Annotated in this window: 13 protein-coding genes; 9 read left to right on the top strand and 4 right to left on the bottom strand. The window is 73.8% G+C overall.

The features are described from left to right. Positions 1–177 precede the first annotated feature (177 nt). The 3 genes from ACFWEE_RS03625 (at position 178) to ACFWEE_RS03635 (ending at position 5,873) form a co-directional block, all read left to right on the top strand. Positions 178–1,971 carry a protein kinase gene (locus tag ACFWEE_RS03625; RefSeq protein ID WP_386886156.1) on the top strand — a complete coding sequence of 598 codons (1,794 nt, stop codon included), beginning with the start codon at positions 178–180 and terminating at the stop codon, positions 1,969–1,971. 197 nt (positions 1,972–2,168) lie between these two features. Continuing rightward, positions 2,169–3,875 carry a succinic semialdehyde dehydrogenase gene (locus ACFWEE_RS03630; protein WP_386886016.1) on the top strand — a complete coding sequence of 569 codons (1,707 nt, stop codon included), beginning with the start codon at positions 2,169–2,171 and terminating at the stop codon, positions 3,873–3,875. Between the two features lie 69 nt (positions 3,876–3,944). After that, positions 3,945–5,873 (top strand): GMC oxidoreductase, encoded by a 1,929-nt coding sequence (locus ACFWEE_RS03635; RefSeq protein WP_386886018.1) that lies wholly within the window; start codon positions 3,945–3,947, stop codon positions 5,871–5,873. A 435-nt stretch (positions 5,874–6,308) separates the two neighbouring features. On the opposite strand, the gene ACFWEE_RS03640 is transcribed toward ACFWEE_RS03635, so the two are convergent. Beyond that, positions 6,309–6,650, bottom strand: a complete 342-nt coding sequence (locus tag ACFWEE_RS03640) for a chorismate mutase (RefSeq protein WP_386886019.1) — start codon at positions 6,648–6,650, stop codon at positions 6,309–6,311. Positions 6,651–6,972: 322 nt separating this feature from the next. Here ACFWEE_RS03640 and guaA point away from each other — a divergent pair, with 322 nt between their 5' ends. From guaA to ACFWEE_RS03655, 3 genes are all read left to right on the top strand, one after another. Next, on the top strand, positions 6,973–8,568 hold the full coding sequence (gene guaA / locus ACFWEE_RS03645) for a glutamine-hydrolyzing GMP synthase (RefSeq protein WP_386886021.1): 1,596 nt from the start codon (positions 6,973–6,975) through the stop codon (positions 8,566–8,568). A 193-nt stretch (positions 8,569–8,761) separates the two neighbouring features. Then, positions 8,762–10,030: a hypothetical protein gene (locus ACFWEE_RS03650; protein WP_386886157.1), complete on the top strand. Its 1,269-nt coding sequence runs from the start codon at positions 8,762–8,764 to the stop codon at positions 10,028–10,030. A 137-nt stretch (positions 10,031–10,167) separates the two neighbouring features. Beyond that, on the top strand, positions 10,168–10,338 hold the full coding sequence (locus ACFWEE_RS03655; RefSeq protein WP_386886023.1) for a hypothetical protein: 171 nt from the start codon (positions 10,168–10,170) through the stop codon (positions 10,336–10,338). On the opposite strand, the gene ACFWEE_RS03660 is transcribed toward ACFWEE_RS03655, so the two are convergent. Beyond that, complete coding sequence (locus ACFWEE_RS03660) at positions 10,316–10,765, bottom strand: hypothetical protein (RefSeq protein ID WP_386886024.1); 450 nt, start codon at positions 10,763–10,765, stop codon at positions 10,316–10,318. The two genes, ACFWEE_RS03655 and ACFWEE_RS03660, sit on opposite strands and share 23 nt — an antisense overlap. A gap of 197 nt (positions 10,766–10,962) precedes the next feature. Here ACFWEE_RS03660 and ACFWEE_RS03665 point away from each other — a divergent pair, with 197 nt between their 5' ends. Then, positions 10,963–11,478 carry a DoxX family protein gene (locus tag ACFWEE_RS03665; RefSeq protein ID WP_386886026.1) on the top strand — a complete coding sequence of 172 codons (516 nt, stop codon included), beginning with the start codon at positions 10,963–10,965 and terminating at the stop codon, positions 11,476–11,478. On the opposite strand, the gene ACFWEE_RS03670 is transcribed toward ACFWEE_RS03665, so the two are convergent. Together ACFWEE_RS03670 and ACFWEE_RS03675 are read right to left on the bottom strand one after the other, a co-directional pair. Beyond that, positions 11,385–11,648: a hypothetical protein gene (locus ACFWEE_RS03670; RefSeq protein WP_386886028.1), complete on the bottom strand. Its 264-nt coding sequence runs from the start codon at positions 11,646–11,648 to the stop codon at positions 11,385–11,387. The two genes, ACFWEE_RS03665 and ACFWEE_RS03670, sit on opposite strands and share 94 nt — an antisense overlap. Beyond that, the gene (locus ACFWEE_RS03675) at positions 11,635–13,065 is read right to left on the bottom strand and encodes a PspC domain-containing protein (RefSeq protein ID WP_386886030.1); all 1,431 of its coding nucleotides are present in this window, start codon (positions 13,063–13,065) and stop codon (positions 11,635–11,637) included. The genes ACFWEE_RS03670 and ACFWEE_RS03675 overlap by 14 nt, the downstream gene beginning before the upstream one ends. A 121-nt stretch (positions 13,066–13,186) precedes the next feature. On the opposite strand from ACFWEE_RS03675, the gene ACFWEE_RS03680 reads away from it, so the two are divergent. Together ACFWEE_RS03680 and ACFWEE_RS03685 are read left to right on the top strand one after the other, a co-directional pair. Continuing rightward, positions 13,187–14,473 carry a PspC domain-containing protein gene (locus ACFWEE_RS03680; protein WP_386886031.1) on the top strand — a complete coding sequence of 429 codons (1,287 nt, stop codon included), beginning with the start codon at positions 13,187–13,189 and terminating at the stop codon, positions 14,471–14,473. After that, positions 14,470–15,168 carry a LuxR C-terminal-related transcriptional regulator gene (locus tag ACFWEE_RS03685; protein ID WP_386886033.1) on the top strand — a complete coding sequence of 233 codons (699 nt, stop codon included), beginning with the start codon at positions 14,470–14,472 and terminating at the stop codon, positions 15,166–15,168. The genes ACFWEE_RS03680 and ACFWEE_RS03685 overlap by 4 nt, the downstream gene beginning before the upstream one ends. The last annotated feature ends 15 nt before the right edge of the window (positions 15,169–15,183 follow it).

Below are 15,183 nucleotides of genomic sequence, written 5' to 3' on the forward strand. Positions count from 1 at the left end.
TGCGAGGTTCCCCGTCTCCGGGCCCCTCCGTAATCTGGCACCCGAGCAACGGGGCGGGGACGACACGTGGATCACTCATCGAACAGCGGCAGGCGCACCGAAAAGGCCGCCGGAACGGCGCCCGGACTGGTCCTCGCGGGCCGGTACCGGCTGGTGGACGTGCTGGGCCGGGGCGGCATGGGCAAGGTGTGGCGGGCCGAGGACGAGGTGCTCCACCGCACGGTCGCCGTCAAGGAGCTGACCGCCGGACTGTACGTCGCGGAGGCGGACCGGGTCGTGCTGCACGCCCGTACCCGCAAGGAGGCGCGGGCGGCGGCCCGTATCAGCCACCCCGGTGTCGTCACCGTCCATGACGTGCTCGACCACGACGACCGCCCGTGGATCGTCATGCAGTACGTCGACGGTCCGTCGCTCGCCGACTCCGCGAAGGAGAACGGCGAGGTCACCCCGCACGAGGCGGCCCGCATCGGGCTCGGCGTCCTCGGCGCGCTGCGGGCCGCGCACGCGGCAGGGGTGCTGCACCGGGACGTCAAGCCGGGCAACGTGCTGCTCGCCCGCGACGGACAGATCCTCCTCACCGATTTCGGCATCGCCGCCATCGAGGGCGACTCGACCATCACCCGGACCGGTGAACTCATCGGCTCCATCGACTACTTGGCGCCCGAGCGGGTGCAGGGCCAGGACCCCGGCCCCGCGTCCGACCTCTGGTCGCTCGGCGCCACGCTCTACGCGGCGATCGACGGCCGTTCGCCGTTCCGGCGTTCCTCGCCCATCGCGACCATGCAGGCGGTCGTCACGGACGAACCGTCGATCCCCCCGGCGGCCGGCACCCTCGGCCCGGTGATCGCCGCCCTGCTGTGCAAGGACCCGGCGGGCCGGCCCTCGGCGGCCGAGACCGAGCGGATGCTGCGCTCCGTGCTGACCGGCCGCGAACCGCGCACCGCGCAGGTGCACGTGGACACGCGCCACTACGCGGGCGAGACCCGGAGCGAGCAGGCCGCTCCGCCGTACGGGCAGGAGGCGCCGGGGGACCGGGCGGGTACGACCGGGCCCACCGGGCCGACCGTCGCCCGGACGGCGGCCACGACGCCCGGACCGGCTTCCGCCCCGCCGGGGTACGGCACCCGGGCCGGGCAGGGTTCCGCCGTGTCCGGGTACGGCGCCCCCACCCCTCCGGTCGGGTTCCCGTACGGAACACCGCCCGGCCGCACCACCGCCGCGACGCCCACGCCTCCGGGGGCGAAGTCCGGGTCCCGGCGGCGCAACACCGTGGTGGCCGTGGTGGTCGCGGCGGTGCTCGGCACCGGGGCCGGACTGGGCGCGATGCACTACGCGGGCGGCGGCTCGGACGACGAGGGCGGGCGCCCCTCGCCCACGGCCACCGCGCAGCGGCCCACCGCCACCTCGGAGCCCTCGGCCGGTGGCGCGGGCGGCGCCTCGGAGGCGGGCGCCACCACCGGACCCGCCGACTCCGCCGCCTCGCCGACCGCCGGGTCGGCCGACTCCTCGATACCGGCCGGCTGGAAGCGGGTGGAGGACCCGGCCGGCTTCAGCCTCGCCGTACCGGAGGGGTGGGAGCGCCGGACGGAGGGCACCCAGATCGACTACACCCCGGACGAGGGCGGGCACCGGCTCCGTATCAGCGTCGACGACGCGCCCGACTTCGACACCGCGTACGCCCACATGCAGTCCATGGAGGAGAACCTCATGGAGCGGCTCCCGGGCTACTCGCGCATCTCGCTGGAGGAGAACACCTTCCGCGACCACTCCGGCTCGCTCTGGGAGTTCACCTGGACGGAGACGAAGGACCATCCGGGGGAGCGGCGCGGAATCGACCAGATGTACTTCGCCGGCACCGGCGGCCCGGAGTACGCGCTCTATCTGACCGCCCCGGTGGACGACTGGGAGAACACCCGCGAGCTGTTCGACGCCATGCTCCGGAGCTGGCGCCCACCCGCCCGGACGGAGTGAACCCGGCCCGGTGCGGGGCGGAGCCCTGCGGGGTGTCACGAAAGTCCCGCTGCCGCACCGGGAACAGCCCCGACCGGCACGGGAACCGCCCTGATCAGCGGTTATGTCGCCAGTGATCACTGGCTGAGTGTGGGGAGTGTGAAAAGGGTGTTACCCGCGGGTACCCAAAGTCGCCCCGTGGACTTACTCTCGCCCTCATGACGGACTCGCAGGCAGCGGACTCGACGGCAGCGGACCCCCAGGCACCGGACGCCGCGGCGGCAACCCCCGAGGCGGCGGACCCGCAGGCCCCCGACGCGCGGGCGGCGACGGCCGCCCCGGGCACCAACCCGGTGGCGGCGGCCCCCGCGGGCGTACGCACGGCGGCCGACGTGGTCACCCCCGACCTCGTCGCCCGGCTGGTCCGCGGGGTCGTCGGCTCCGGACGCACCGCCAACCACACCCCCCTCACCGGCGAGAAGCTGGCCGACCTGCCGGAATCCACCCCCGAGGACGTGGCGACCGCCTTCGAGCGGGCCCGCGCCGCCCAGCCCGCCTGGGCCGCCACCCCCGTACGCGCCCGGGCCGCCGTGCTGCTCCGCTTCCACGACCTCGTCCTCCAGCGCCAGGCCGAGGTCCTCGACCTCATCCAGCTGGAGACCGGCAAGGCCCGGCTGCACGCCCACGAGGAGGTGCTGGCGGTCGCCATCGCCTCCCGCCACTACGGGCGCAAGGCCCCCGCGTACCTGCGCCCGAAGCGGCACACCGGAGTCGTACCGACCCTCACCAAGGTCACCGAGCTGCGCCAGCCGCGCGGGGTCGTCGGCCAGATCGCCCCGTGGAACTACCCGCTGGAACTCTCCGTCGGCGACGCGCTGCCCGCCTTCGTCGCCGGCAACGCCGTCGTGATGAAGCCCGACACCGAGACCGCGCTCACCGCGCTCTGGGCCCGTGACCTGCTGATCGAGGCCGGACTTCCCGCCGAGGTCTTCCAGGTCGTCCTCGGCGAGGGCCCGGTCGTCGGCCCCGAGGTCGTCCAGCGCGCGGACTACGTCTCCTTCACCGGCTCCACCCGCACCGGCCGCGAGGTCGCCCAGGGCGCGGCGGCCCGGCTCGTCGGCGTCTCGCTGGAGCTCGGCGGCAAGAACGCCATGCTGGTGCTCGCCGACGCCGACGTGGAGAAGGCCGCCGCCGGAGCCGTCCGGGCCTGCTTCTCCTCCGCCGGCCAGCTCTGCATCTCCATCGAGCGGCTCTACGTCCACGAGTCCGTCGCCGACGACTTCGTGGCCCGTTTCGCCGCCCGCACCAAGGGGATGCGGCTCGGCGGCTCCCTCGCGTACGGCGCCGACATGGGCTCGCTCGCCGGGGAACGCCAGCTGGAGGCCGTCGTCCGGCACGTCGACGAGGCCGTCGCGAAGGGCGCGACACTCGTCGCGGGCGGCACCGCCCGCCCCGACATCGGCCCGCTCTTCTACGAGCCGACCATCCTCGAAGGCGTCGAGGCGCCCATGGAGGTCTGCACCCAGGAGACCTTCGGCCCGGTCGTCGCGGTCTACCGCTTCACCGACGAGGACGAGGCGATCGCCCTCGCCAACGCCACCCCGTACGGCCTCAACGCGAGCGTCTGGACCACGGACGCCCGCCGCGGCCACCGGGTCGCCGCCCGGCTGCGCACCGGCACCGTCAACATCAACGAGGGGTACGCCTCCGCCTACGGCAGCGTGCGGTCCCCGATGGGCGGCATGAAGGACTCCGGGCTCGGCCGCCGGCACGGCTCCGAGGGCATCCTCAAGTACACCGAGGCGCAGACCGTCGCCCAGCAGCGGCTGATCCCGCTCGCCCCCTCCTTCGGGATGGACGACGAGAAGTACGCGGCGTTCATGAGCCGCAGCCTCAAGGCGATGAAGGCGTTCCGGCTGCGCTGACCCGTCCGGCACGGTCCGCAGCACCGGCAGATCAGAAGGTCCCACCCGAGGTTCGCGACGAGGAGAGCCATGCCCGAGGACAGCCCTGCCCGCAACCAGGCCGACAACGCCTCCGGCGCCGCGTCCGGTGCCGCCTCCGACGTCGCTTCCGGGACCGCTTCCGGCACGGCTTCCGGCACGGCTTCCGGGACCGCCGTCGGTGCGGCTTCCGCGACTGCTTCCGGTGCCGCCTTCGACTACGACGTCCTCGTCGTCGGCTCGGGGTTCGGCGGTGCGGTCTCCGCGCTCCGGCTGACCGAGAAGGGTTACCGGGTCGGCGTCCTGGAGGCGGGCCGCCGCTTCACCCCGGGGACGCTGCCCAAGAACTCCTGGGACCTGAAGAACTACCTCTGGGCCCCCGCGCTCGGCCTCTACGGCATCCAGCGGGTGCACCTGCTCGGCAAGGTCATGGTGCTGGCCGGAGCCGGGGTCGGCGGCGGCTCACTGAACTACGCGAACACGCTGTACGTCCCGCCCGCCGCGTTCTTCGAGGACCGCCAGTGGGCCGCCATCACCGACTGGCAGGACGAGCTGCGGCCCTACTACGACCAGGCCACCCGGATGCTCGGGGTCCGGCTCAACCCGACCACCACCCCCTCCGACGTGCACCTCAAGGCGACCGCCGAGGCGATGGGCGTCGGCGACACCTTCCACCTGGCACCCGTCGGGGTGTTCTTCGGCGACGGCCGGGACGCCGACGGCACGGCGAAGGCGGAGCCCGGCGGCACGGTCGCCGACCCGTACTTCGGCGGCGCGGGGCCCGCCCGCAAGGCCTGCACCGAGTGCGGCGAGTGCATGACCGGCTGCCGCCACGGGGCGAAGAACACCCTCACCGAGAACTACCTCCACCTCGCCGAGAAGGCCGGCGCCGTCATCCACCCCATGACCACCGTGCTCGCCGTCACCGAGGACCCGGCGGGCGGCCACCGGGTCGAGACCGTCCCCACCGACCGCCGCCGCAAGGCCGCGCCCCGCACGCTCCGGGCCCGCCACGTGATCGTCGCGGCGGGCACGTACGGAACCCAGACCCTGCTGCACCGGATGAAGGACGAGGGGCGGCTGCCGCGGCTCTCGGACCGGCTCGGCGAGCTGACCCGCACCAACTCCGAGGGGCTGGTCGGCGCGCAGACCAGCGACCGCCGCTACCTCCGCAAGCACGGCACGAAGCCCGACTTCACCAAGGGCGTCGCCATCACCTCCTCGATCCACCCGGACGCCGACACCCACATCGAACCGGTCCGCTACGGCAAGGGCTCCAACGCCATGGGCGGCCTCACCATCCTCCAGGTGCCGTACGCGAAGCGGCGGGTGCTCGCCTGGCTGACCAGCGTGGTCAGGCACCCCACCGTCGCGGCCCGCTCGCTCTCCAACCGGAAGTGGTCCGAGCGGACCATCATCGGGCTCGTCATGCAGTCGCTCGACAACTCGCTGACCGCCTACCGCAAGCCCAGCGGCATCGGCAAGGGCCTGCTCACCGCCCGGCAGGGCCACGGTGCCCCGAACCCGACGCAGATCGCCGAGGCGACGCGGAGCGCCTCGCTGCTCGCCGAGGAGATCAACGGCTTCGCCGGTTCCAACATCGGCGAGCTGATGGGCACCCCGCTCACCGCGCACTTCCTCGGCGGCTGCCCGATCGGGGCGAGCGCGGCGGAGGGCGTCATCGACCCCTACCACCGGCTCCACGGCCACCCCGGCATCTCGGTCGTCGACGGCTCGGCGGTCTCCGCCAACCTCGGCGTCAACCCGTCGCTGACGATCACCGCGCAGGCCGAGCGCGCCATGGCGTTCTGGCCCAACAAGGGCGAGCCCGACCCGCGACCGGCCCCGGGCGAGGCGTACCAGCGGCTGTCACCGGTGAAGCCGGCCGCCCCGGCGGTGCCCCAGGAGGCGTTCGGCGCGCTGAAGCTGCCGTTCCTTGGCATCCCGGCCGTACCGCCGAAGCTGCCGCCGGAGGCGTGAGGGCCCGCCGGCCGCGCACACCGGGCCCCCGCCGCCGAAGTACGGGGCTGCCGTCCCCGCGGAAGAACCGACGGCCGGGGCCACCCCCGCACACAACCCAGTGGGGGCCGGCCCCGGGCGTCCCCGGAGCCGGCCCCCACACGGGTGACCGGGCTGCTGTCCCCTGCGGACCGGTCACATACGCCGGGACGCGGTCCCACGACGCACCTGAGATACGTCACACGTCCAGGCGGAGCCACGCGCTTTCTCCTGCCGGTGCCGCCCCTGGCCGGCGCGGACACCCCGAACAACGAAGGCCGGTCCGGGCCGGTCACGCTCCGTACGGGTGAGACCGGGGCCGAACGGGGGTGCGGCCGTACAGCCCTGCGCGCAGAGGTGCGCCGCCGTACGCCCCGTACGTCCCGCCCACCGCCCGTACGCCCGGGTGCGCCGGGCTCACACCTGACCGCGACAGAGCTCCAGCAGAGTCATCGCGAGCGGGGTGCCGGGCTTCCCGAGAGCGTCCCGGAAGTGGCTGAGCACCTCCATCTCGCGGGCGAGGTTCACCCGGCGGCCCCCGGACGTGATCCTCGCCTCCTGGATGACCGCCGACACCGCCATCCGCTCCTGGACCAGGCCGATGATCCGGTCGTCCAGCGCGTCGATCCGCTCCCGGGCGCCGCCGATCAGCGCGGCGGCCTCCTCGGTGTGCGCACCGGTCGCCTCGGTGGCGGTCTTCGAGGGCCGCGCGGTTTTGGTGGCGGCCGTGTGCGCGGTGGTGTTCGTGATGATGCTCATGGTCCAACTCCCGATCGGGTCACGGGCCCCGGCCCGACGGCCCCGAACGCCAAGACGCCCCGGGCCTGTCGGCCCGGGGCGTCTGGAAGGTCGCTCGTCAGTTGCTCAAGCAGCACGACCATGACACCCGGCGGGCCGGATGCCATAGGTAAAGACGGAGGTCGTGTACTGACGCATGGCAGCCAGTATGGACCCACTCCGGCCCGGCACCCGACGGGGGTCCGGATCGTGGAACGGCCGCGGGAACGCGGAGCGGAAGGCCGCTTCGCCGCGGCCGGTAACATTGAAGGACCGACACCCCTCACCGCCGGAAGGCCGCCTCGTGCCAGCAGCACCCCCCGCCGCCCCCGACATGACCACCGACGTGGTTCTCGTCGTCGACTTCGGCGCGCAGTACGCCCAGCTCATCGCCCGCCGCGTCCGTGAGGCCCGGGTCTACAGCGAGATCGTCCCGTCCACCATGCCGGTGGCCGAGATGCTGGCGAAGAACCCGCGCGCGATCATCCTGTCCGGCGGCCCGTCCTCGGTGTACGCGGAAGGCGCGCCCTCCCTCGACCGCTCGCTGTTCGAGGCCGGGGTCCCGGTCTTCGGCATGTGCTACGGCTTCCAGCTGATGGCCACCACGCTCGGCGGCACCGTCGACGACAACGGTGCCCGCGAGTACGGCCGTACCCCGCTCACCGTCACCAAGTCGGGCTCCACCCTCTTCGAGGGCACCCCCGACGAGCAGTCCGTCTGGATGTCGCACGGCGACGCCTGCTCCGCCGCCCCCGAGGGCTTCACCGTGACCGCGTCCACCGACGTCGTCCCGGTCGCCGCCTTCGAGAACGACGAGAAGAAGCTCTACGGCGTCCAGTACCACCCCGAGGTCATGCACTCGACCCACGGGCAGCAGATCCTGGAGCACTTCCTCTACCGCGGCGCGGGCATCGAGCCGACCTGGACGACCACCAACGTCGTCGAGGAGCAGGTCGCGCTCATCCGCGAGCAGGTCGGCACCAAGCGCGCCATCTGCGGCCTCTCCGGCGGCGTGGACTCCGCGGTCGCCGCGGCCCTCGTGCAGAAGGCCATCGGCTCCCAGCTGACCTGCGTCTACGTCGACCACGGCCTGATGCGCAAGGGCGAGACCGAGCAGGTCGAGAAGGACTTCGTGGCCGCCACCGGCGTCCAGCTGAAGGTCGTCGACGCCGAGAAGCGCTTCCTCGACGCGCTCGCCGGAGTCTCCGACCCGGAGCAGAAGCGGAAGATCATCGGCCGCGAGTTCATCCGCGTCTTCGAGCAGGCCCAGGCCGAGATCATCGCCGAGGGCGCGGCCGACGGCGAGCAGGTCGCCTTCCTCGTGCAGGGCACCCTCTACCCGGACGTCGTCGAGTCCGGCGGCGGCACCGGCACCGCCAACATCAAGTCGCACCACAACGTCGGCGGCCTCCCCGACGACATCGAGTTCGAGCTCGTCGAGCCGCTGCGCCAGCTGTTCAAGGACGAGGTCCGGATGGTCGGCCAGGAGCTCGGCCTGCCGGAGGAGATCGTCCAGCGCCAGCCGTTCCCCGGCCCCGGCCTGGGCATCCGCATCGTCGGTGAGGTCACCAAGGAGCGCCTCGACCTGCTGCGCGAGGCCGACGCCATCGCCCGCGAGGAGCTGACGGCGGCCGGTCTCGACCGCGAGATCTGGCAGTGCCCGGTGGTCCTCCTCGCCGACGTCCGCTCGGTCGGCGTCCAGGGCGACGGCCGCACCTACGGTCACCCGATCGTGCTGCGCCCGGTGTCCTCCGAGGACGCCATGACGGCCGACTGGTCGCGCCTGCCGTACGAGACGCTGGCGAAGATCTCCACCCGCATCACCAACGAGGTCGCCGACGTCAACCGCGTCGTCCTCGACGTGACGAGCAAGCCGCCGGGGACGATCGAGTGGGAGTAGTCCTCCCCGAAGCCCCCTGACGATGCCGCCGCTTCCCCCGTGGGAGCGGCGGCATCGCCGTGTCCGGACCTCCTCGGCGCGGGCGCCGTCGCCCGGACCTGCCCGATGCGGCCCGAAGGCGTCCGGTACGGCACAATTCATGGACATCGTGGGCCAGTTGGTTCCACCGGGGAGGGAAAGGGCGGCACGGGTCGTGGCGTTGGACGAGGCGAGGGCAAGCAGGGCGCACGGCGGGGGCTGTACGTGCGGCGACTGCCCGCACGGAGCACGCGAAGGACACCGGCGCGCGGTCGCGGCCTTCCTCGCCAAACGGGACGAGTTCGCCGCCGGGAAGGGGCTGCCCCCCGGCGTGGCGCAGTCGCCCTCCGCCTCCCGGCAGTGGGTCTCCGACGAGCTGACCGGCGCGGCCCGCGCGGTCGCCGACCGCAGCCGCGAAGCCGGTGACGCCTGGCTCCACGAGGTACGGCTGCGCACCCTCGCCGTCATCGCGGTCGCGCTCGTCGCCCTCGTCCTCGGCGAGACCGCCACCGCGATCGGGCCGGGCTGGTCCACCGCCCGTACCGCCGGGCTGATCGCCGGGCTCGTCACCGCCGCGCTGCTGGCCGCCGGCGCCTCCTACCACCGGGCGCGCGGCGGGCTCCTCGCCCCGCTCATCGGCGAGGACAACCGCCTCTCCACCTCGCGGACCGTCGCCGCCGCCTGGGTGCTGCTCGCCGTCTTCGCCGTCCTGGTGCTCTCCCTCCAGCTCGCCGGGGCCTCCGACCACGAGCAGCGCGACGCGCTCATCGAGGGGCTGGACCTGATGCGTTCGGCGGGGGTGCTGACGGTGCTGGCGCTGGTCTGCGCCGTCGCCGTCGTGGTCCGCCGGGTCGTCTCCGTACGGGTCCTGGCGCAGCGGCTCCAGAAGATCCGGGCCGACCGGCCGCGCGCCGCGGACCTGCTGACCGACGACTCCGGCCGCGGCAGCTTCACGGACGTGCAGTACGTGCTGGTGAGCGGCGTCGCGGTGCTCTTCGCGGCGGTCCGCCTCGCCCGCCGCCCCGAGCAGCTCCCGGACCTGCCGTGGGGGCTCGCGCTGCTGGTGGCGGTCTCGGCGGCGACCTACTTCGCGGGGAAGTACGCGGAGGGCGGCCGGCCGGTGGTCCTGTCGGTCGTCCGGGCCCGGGAGGCCGGTGACCTGGACGCCCCGATCCGTACCGGCGACGACATCGAGATCCGGGGCGCCGGATTCGTACCGCCCGGCGCGGGCGGCCCGGCCGGGCTGGCCCGGCTCGTCGTGCGGATAGGGACGGTCCACGTCCACGTCCCGCTGATCCCGGTCCCCGGCGGCTTCGCCAACCCGACCGACACCGTCCTCACCGTGCCCGTCCCGGTGGAGGTCGAACCCGGCTCGGTGGACGTCCAGGTGGTGACCGCCGCCGGGGTGGAGACCAACAGCTGCCGGATCGACGTGACGGACTGACGCCCGGGGCGGCCGGAGGCCCGAGCGGTCGGAGGCCCGGGGTGCCGGGGTGCTCCGACGGCGGTTCACCGAGCCGCCAGAAGGTGGGGCGCCACCAGTAGAGCGCCGTCAGGTCTTCGGGCCACGGAGACCAGTTGATGCACTACCAGCGGCTCGGCGTGGCGGATGAACGCCTCCGCACGTACGTGAAGCCGCCGACGGCCGACGAGCCGCTGGATCCCGGCCGGCGGCCCATCGACCTCTCCCTGGACTCCTTCGAGGACGGGACCACTCCACCGGTACGGCTCAGAACTCCGGCGCCGCCATGAACGTCGTGTAGACGGAACCGGCGAGGATCAGCCAGAGAAGCACGGCACCGGTCAGCAGGGCGCGCGCGACGGGGACGGCGGCGGGCCGGTCGCGGAGCGCGGCGACGATCCACCCGCACGCGGCGCAGAGGACCGGTACCCCGAAGAGCACCAGTGCGGTGCGCTGCAGCGCGAGCTTCGTCTCGTGGTTGCCCTGCCAGTCGCTGATGCTCTTGTTCCGGATCGCCTCTTCGGCGGTGTACCAGAAGCCGAGGAGCAGGGGGAGCAGGAGCACGGCGGTCACCACGAGAAGGGTGACGAGCGTGCGGCGGGCCGGGCGGTCCGTTCCCTCGGGTGCGTTCGTGTCCCCGCGGAGGTCCGTGTCCGCGTGGGCGTCGGGGTTCTCGGAACGGGCCGCGAGACCGGGAGAGTTGGGCGTATCCGTCATGCGGGCATCGTCCGCGAGGATCCGCCTGCGCCGCCACCCGTATCGCCCGCCGGGACGGAAGAGGTGCAGGGCCGTGACAGGCCGCTCCGGCGTACGCCCGTGCGGGCCCGTCGCGGCTCCGCGCACCCGCGCGCTCCCACGTACGCATGTTCTTACGTAAGGTCTGTTGACGGGGCAACGGAAAGGTGGGGCAGTTCATGCAGGGGCACGGAAGCAACGGTTACGGACGCGTTCCCGGCGAACCGAGGGGGCTGAGGGAGCAGGCGCGCACGTACGCGCTGCTGCCGCTGCGGGTCTTCCTCGGTGTCACCTTCATCTACGCGGGGCTCGACAAGCTGACGGACAGCGCGTTCCTGTCGTCGAGCGGGGCCGGTTCGATCGGCGACCAGATGCGCGGGGTCCGCGACTCCGCCGGGGCCCCCTGGCTCGTCGACCTGGCGCTGCACAGCCCGGTCGGCTTCGGGTACGCCATCGCGCTCGGCGAACTCGCCGTCGGCATCGGCACCCTGTTCGGGCTCTGGGGCCGCCTCGCCGCGCTCGGCGGCGCGCTGATCTCGCTGAGCCTCTGGCTCACCGTGAGCTGGCAGGCGACCCCGTACTACTACGGCAACGACCTCGTCTACCTCATGGCCTGGCTGCCGCTGCTGCTCGCCGGATCGGGGCCCTTCTCACTGGGCACGCTCCTGCCGCCGCGCCGCCGCCGGAGCCTGTAGGCGATCCAGGCGGCCACGGCGGCGAGGAAGAGCCCGCCGCCCAGCACCGCGACGAAGAACACCCACGGTGCCTGCCAGGCCCCGGCCCAGTCGGCCGCGTACCCGGCCGACAGGGCCAGCAGGGTCAGGCCGGCCAGCGCGCGGCCCGGCCGGAACTCATGAAGCAGCACGGGTGACCTCCACCTGTCCGAGTCCGACTTCCAGGCGCAGCTCGATCGTGCCGGCCGGGTCCGCGCCCTCCGGGGGCGCCAGCGTGCGGGTGGTCCGCCGGTCCGGGGCGATGTCGACGTCCTGACCGGCCGGGTCGCCGGGCAGGGTCACGTCGCCGAGCCCGACCTCCGCCCGCACCCGGACCGTCGCGTCCTGCGGGACGACCACCACCACGCGCCCGGCCCCCGCCTCCACCCGGGTGGAGAGGGCGGCCCCCGGCGGGACCGGCAGCCCGGACAGGTCGAGCCGGGCGGTACCGGCCCCGATGTCGTAGGAGGGCCGCAGCTGGGCGGCGGTGACGGGACGCCACTCGGCCCGCGCCCACGTCGTCCCGATGTCCCTCGGCAGCACGGTCGACGCCGCGAGCACCCCCGTGACGAGCAGCGCGAACACCAGCGTGCCGAAGCCGGTCCGGCCGAAGAACGAGGCGACCAGCAGCCCCAGCCCGAGGACCGCGAGCGCCGCCACCGTCCCGATCTGGAGGCTCTCGCCGAGCGGGTGCGTGCCCCAGCCGGGCCAGGCGGCGGCCACCCCCGCGACGATCGCCAGGAACCGCACCAGGCCCCCGATCGAGTGCGGCCCGTGCGTCTTCTCCCGCGGATCGGTGGCGACCGGCGGCAGCCCGTCGGCGCTCGGCGGCACGTCCGTCCGCTGCCTTCCGGCCACCCAGCGCACCCTGCGCGCCCCGCCCGCCGCGTCCGCCCGGTGCGAACCGCCCGGCCCGCCGGGAACCGCGTCCGCGGGGCCCCACAGATAGCCCTCGCCCACCGGACCCGTCGTGCCGTCCTTGACGATCGGGTCCCGCCACCACGAGGGCCCGGCCGGTGACGGGGGCGCCTGGACCTCCGGCGGCACCGAGCCCCGTCCGGAGGGCGGCGGCGGGGGAGTGGCGCGCGAAGCGGGCGGTACGGAGTCCCCGGCCGCCCGGTCCGGCTCCTCGTCCGTGCCGGCGGGCCGGCCGTGCCGCGTCCACACCGCGAACCCGGCGACGGCCAGCACCAGCATCGCGGCGAAGGCCAGGACCCCGCCGTTGTTGATCATCGAGAGGAAGAGCCCGCAGCCCACCAGCGCGAAGAGCAGCGCCACCAGCGGCGGCCCCTCCACCCGGCCGGAGAGCAGCCCGCGGAACTCGTTCTCCTCCTCGCCCTCCACCGGAACCAGCAGCCACGCGAAGCCGTAGAGGATCAGCCCGATGCCGCCCGCGACGGCGAGCACCCCGAGGACCACCCGGAAGATGACCGGGTCGACGTCGAAGTACCGGCCGAGGCCGCCGCACACCCCCGCCACCACCTTCTGCCGGGGGCTCCGCCTCAGCTGCGGTTTCGGTGCGCCGGGGGGCGCCTCGCCGGGCGGTGCGGCGGACGGGGAAGCGGTCATGGCTCCATGGTGACGGCCCCGGGGCCCCCGCGGGACCCACGGCGACCCTGGTCGTTCCCTGATATGGGAGTAGGGGCCGTCCCTGATGCCCCGGCCCACCCGGACGTGTGACGATCGGACCATGCCAACCGCCACGACCCGAGCCGCCGGTGCTCCGGCCACCGACCCGGAGGAGCCACCGGCGCGCAAGCTGTACCGCAGCGCCGAGGGGCGCATGCTGGGCGGCGTCGCACGCGGCCTCGCCGGACATCTCGGGCTGCCGGTCGCCTGGGTGCGGCTCGTCTTCCTCGGCCTCTTCCTGGCGGACGGCCTCGGCGCGTTGCTGTACGCGGTGTTCTGGATCGTGGTGCCCCTCGGGGTCGGCGGCGTCGAGGCCCCGCGCTCCCTCTTCCTCACCGCCCCGGACGGCAGCCGGCGGCTCCGCAAGCCCGACCGGGGACAGGTCTTCGCGCTCGTCGGGCTGTTCGTCGGCGCCCTGATCTTCCTCGCCAACGTGAACATGGGCGGCGGCGCCGACCGCTACATCTGGCCCATCCTCCTCATCGGGGCCGGGTCCGTGCTGGTCTGGCGTCAGGCCGACAACGCCCGCCGCGCCCAGTGGATGGAGGTGGGCCGCCGCCGGAGCATGCTGCACCTGGCCCGCGGTCTCGCCGGGGTCGCGCTCGTCGGCCTCGGGCTCGCCGCGTTCCTGGTGGTGCGCGGCTCGGCCGCCCAGCTCGGGAACGTCCTCACCGCCGCCATCGCGGTGCTCACCGGCATCGCACTGCTCGCCGGCCCCTACCTCGTCCGCATGACCCAGGACCTCTCCGAGGAACGCCTGATGCGCATCCGCGCCCAGGAGCGCGCCGAGGTCGCCGCCCACGTCCACGACTCGGTCCTGCACACCCTCACCCTGATCCAGCGCAACGCCGAGGACGCCGGAGAGGTCCGCAGACTGGCCCGCGCCCAGGAACGCGAACTGCGGAACTGGCTGTACGACCCCGGCGGCACCGGCAAGGACGCCGACGACGAGCCCGCCACCCTCGCCGAGGCCGTGAAGCGCGCCGCCGCCGAGGTCGAGGACAAGCACGGCGTCCCCCTGGAGGTCGTCGTGGTCGGCGACTGCCCGCTGGACGAGAAGATCACCGCCCAGCTCCAGGCCGCGCGCGAGGCGATGGTGAACGCCGCCAAGTACGGTGGCGAGGGCGGCGCGGTCCAGGTCTACGCGGAGGTCGAGGGCCGGACGGTCTTCATCTCCGTACGCGACCGGGGGCCCGGGTTCGACCTGGACGCGGTCCCCGAGGACCGCATGGGCGTACGAGAATCGATCGTCGGCCGGATGCGGCGCAACGGCGGTACGGCCCGGCTCCGGTCGGTGCCCGGCGGCGGCACGGAAGTCGAGCTGGAGATGGAGAGGGCGGGCGAATGACCGAGAACACCGAAGCGACGACCCAGGGACCGGAGCGCCGGGTACGGGTCGTCCTCGTCGACGACCACCGGATGTTCCGCACCGGCGTCCAGGCCGAGATCGGCCGCACCGAGGAGACCGGGGTCGAGGTCGTCGGCGAGGCCGCCGACGTCGACCAGGCCGTCACCGTCATCACGGCGACCCGCCCCGAGGTCGTCCTCCTCGACGTCCACCTCCCCGGCGGCGGCGGCGTCGAGGTGCTGCGCCGCTGCGCCCCGCTGATGTCGGCCGCCGAGAACCCGGTCCGCTTCCTCGCGCTCTCCGTCTCGGACGCGGCCGAGGACGTCATCGGGGTCATCCGGGGCGGCGCCCGCGGCTACGTCACCAAGACGATCACCGGCGACGACCTGGTCGGCTCCGTCTTCCGGGTCCAGGAGGGCGACGCGGTCTTCTCGCCCCGCCTGGCCGGTTTCGTGCTCGACGCCTTCGCCTCCACGGACGCCCCGCCGGTCGACGAGGACCTGGACCGGCTCACCCAGCGCGAGCGCGAGGTGCTGCGGCTGATCGCCCGGGGCTACGCGTACAAGGAGATCGCGAAGCAGCTCTTCATCTCGGTGAAGACGGTGGAGTCGCACGTCTCCGCGGTGCTCCGCAAGCTCCAGCTCTCCAACCGCCACGAGCTGACCCGCTGGGCGACGGCGCGCCGCCTGGTCTGACGGCCGTCACGGTCC

Source organism: Streptomyces sp. NPDC060184 (assembly GCF_042728795.1).
Classification (GTDB): Bacteria; Actinomycetota; Actinomycetes; order Streptomycetales; family Streptomycetaceae; genus Streptomyces.

Coding starts and splice junctions, on each gene's coding strand:
- ACFWEE_RS03630 (WP_386886016.1), top strand. CDS start 2,169: ATGACGGACTCGCAGGCAGCGGACTCGACGGCAGCGGACCCCCAGGCA.
- ACFWEE_RS03680 (WP_386886031.1), top strand. CDS start 13,187: ATGCCAACCGCCACGACCCGAGCCGCCGGTGCTCCGGCCACCGACCCG.
- ACFWEE_RS03635 (WP_386886018.1), top strand. CDS start 3,945: ATGCCCGAGGACAGCCCTGCCCGCAACCAGGCCGACAACGCCTCCGGC.
- ACFWEE_RS03675 (WP_386886030.1), bottom strand. CDS start 13,065: ATGACCGCTTCCCCGTCCGCCGCACCGCCCGGCGAGGCGCCCCCCGGC.
- ACFWEE_RS03640 (WP_386886019.1), bottom strand. CDS start 6,650: ATGAGCATCATCACGAACACCACCGCGCACACGGCCGCCACCAAAACC.
- ACFWEE_RS03655 (WP_386886023.1), top strand. CDS start 10,168: ATGCACTACCAGCGGCTCGGCGTGGCGGATGAACGCCTCCGCACGTAC.
- ACFWEE_RS03685 (WP_386886033.1), top strand. CDS start 14,470: ATGACCGAGAACACCGAAGCGACGACCCAGGGACCGGAGCGCCGGGTA.
- ACFWEE_RS03660 (WP_386886024.1), bottom strand. CDS start 10,765: ATGACGGATACGCCCAACTCTCCCGGTCTCGCGGCCCGTTCCGAGAAC.
- ACFWEE_RS03665 (WP_386886026.1), top strand. CDS start 10,963: ATGCAGGGGCACGGAAGCAACGGTTACGGACGCGTTCCCGGCGAACCG.
- ACFWEE_RS03625 (WP_386886156.1), top strand. CDS start 178: ATGGGCAAGGTGTGGCGGGCCGAGGACGAGGTGCTCCACCGCACGGTC.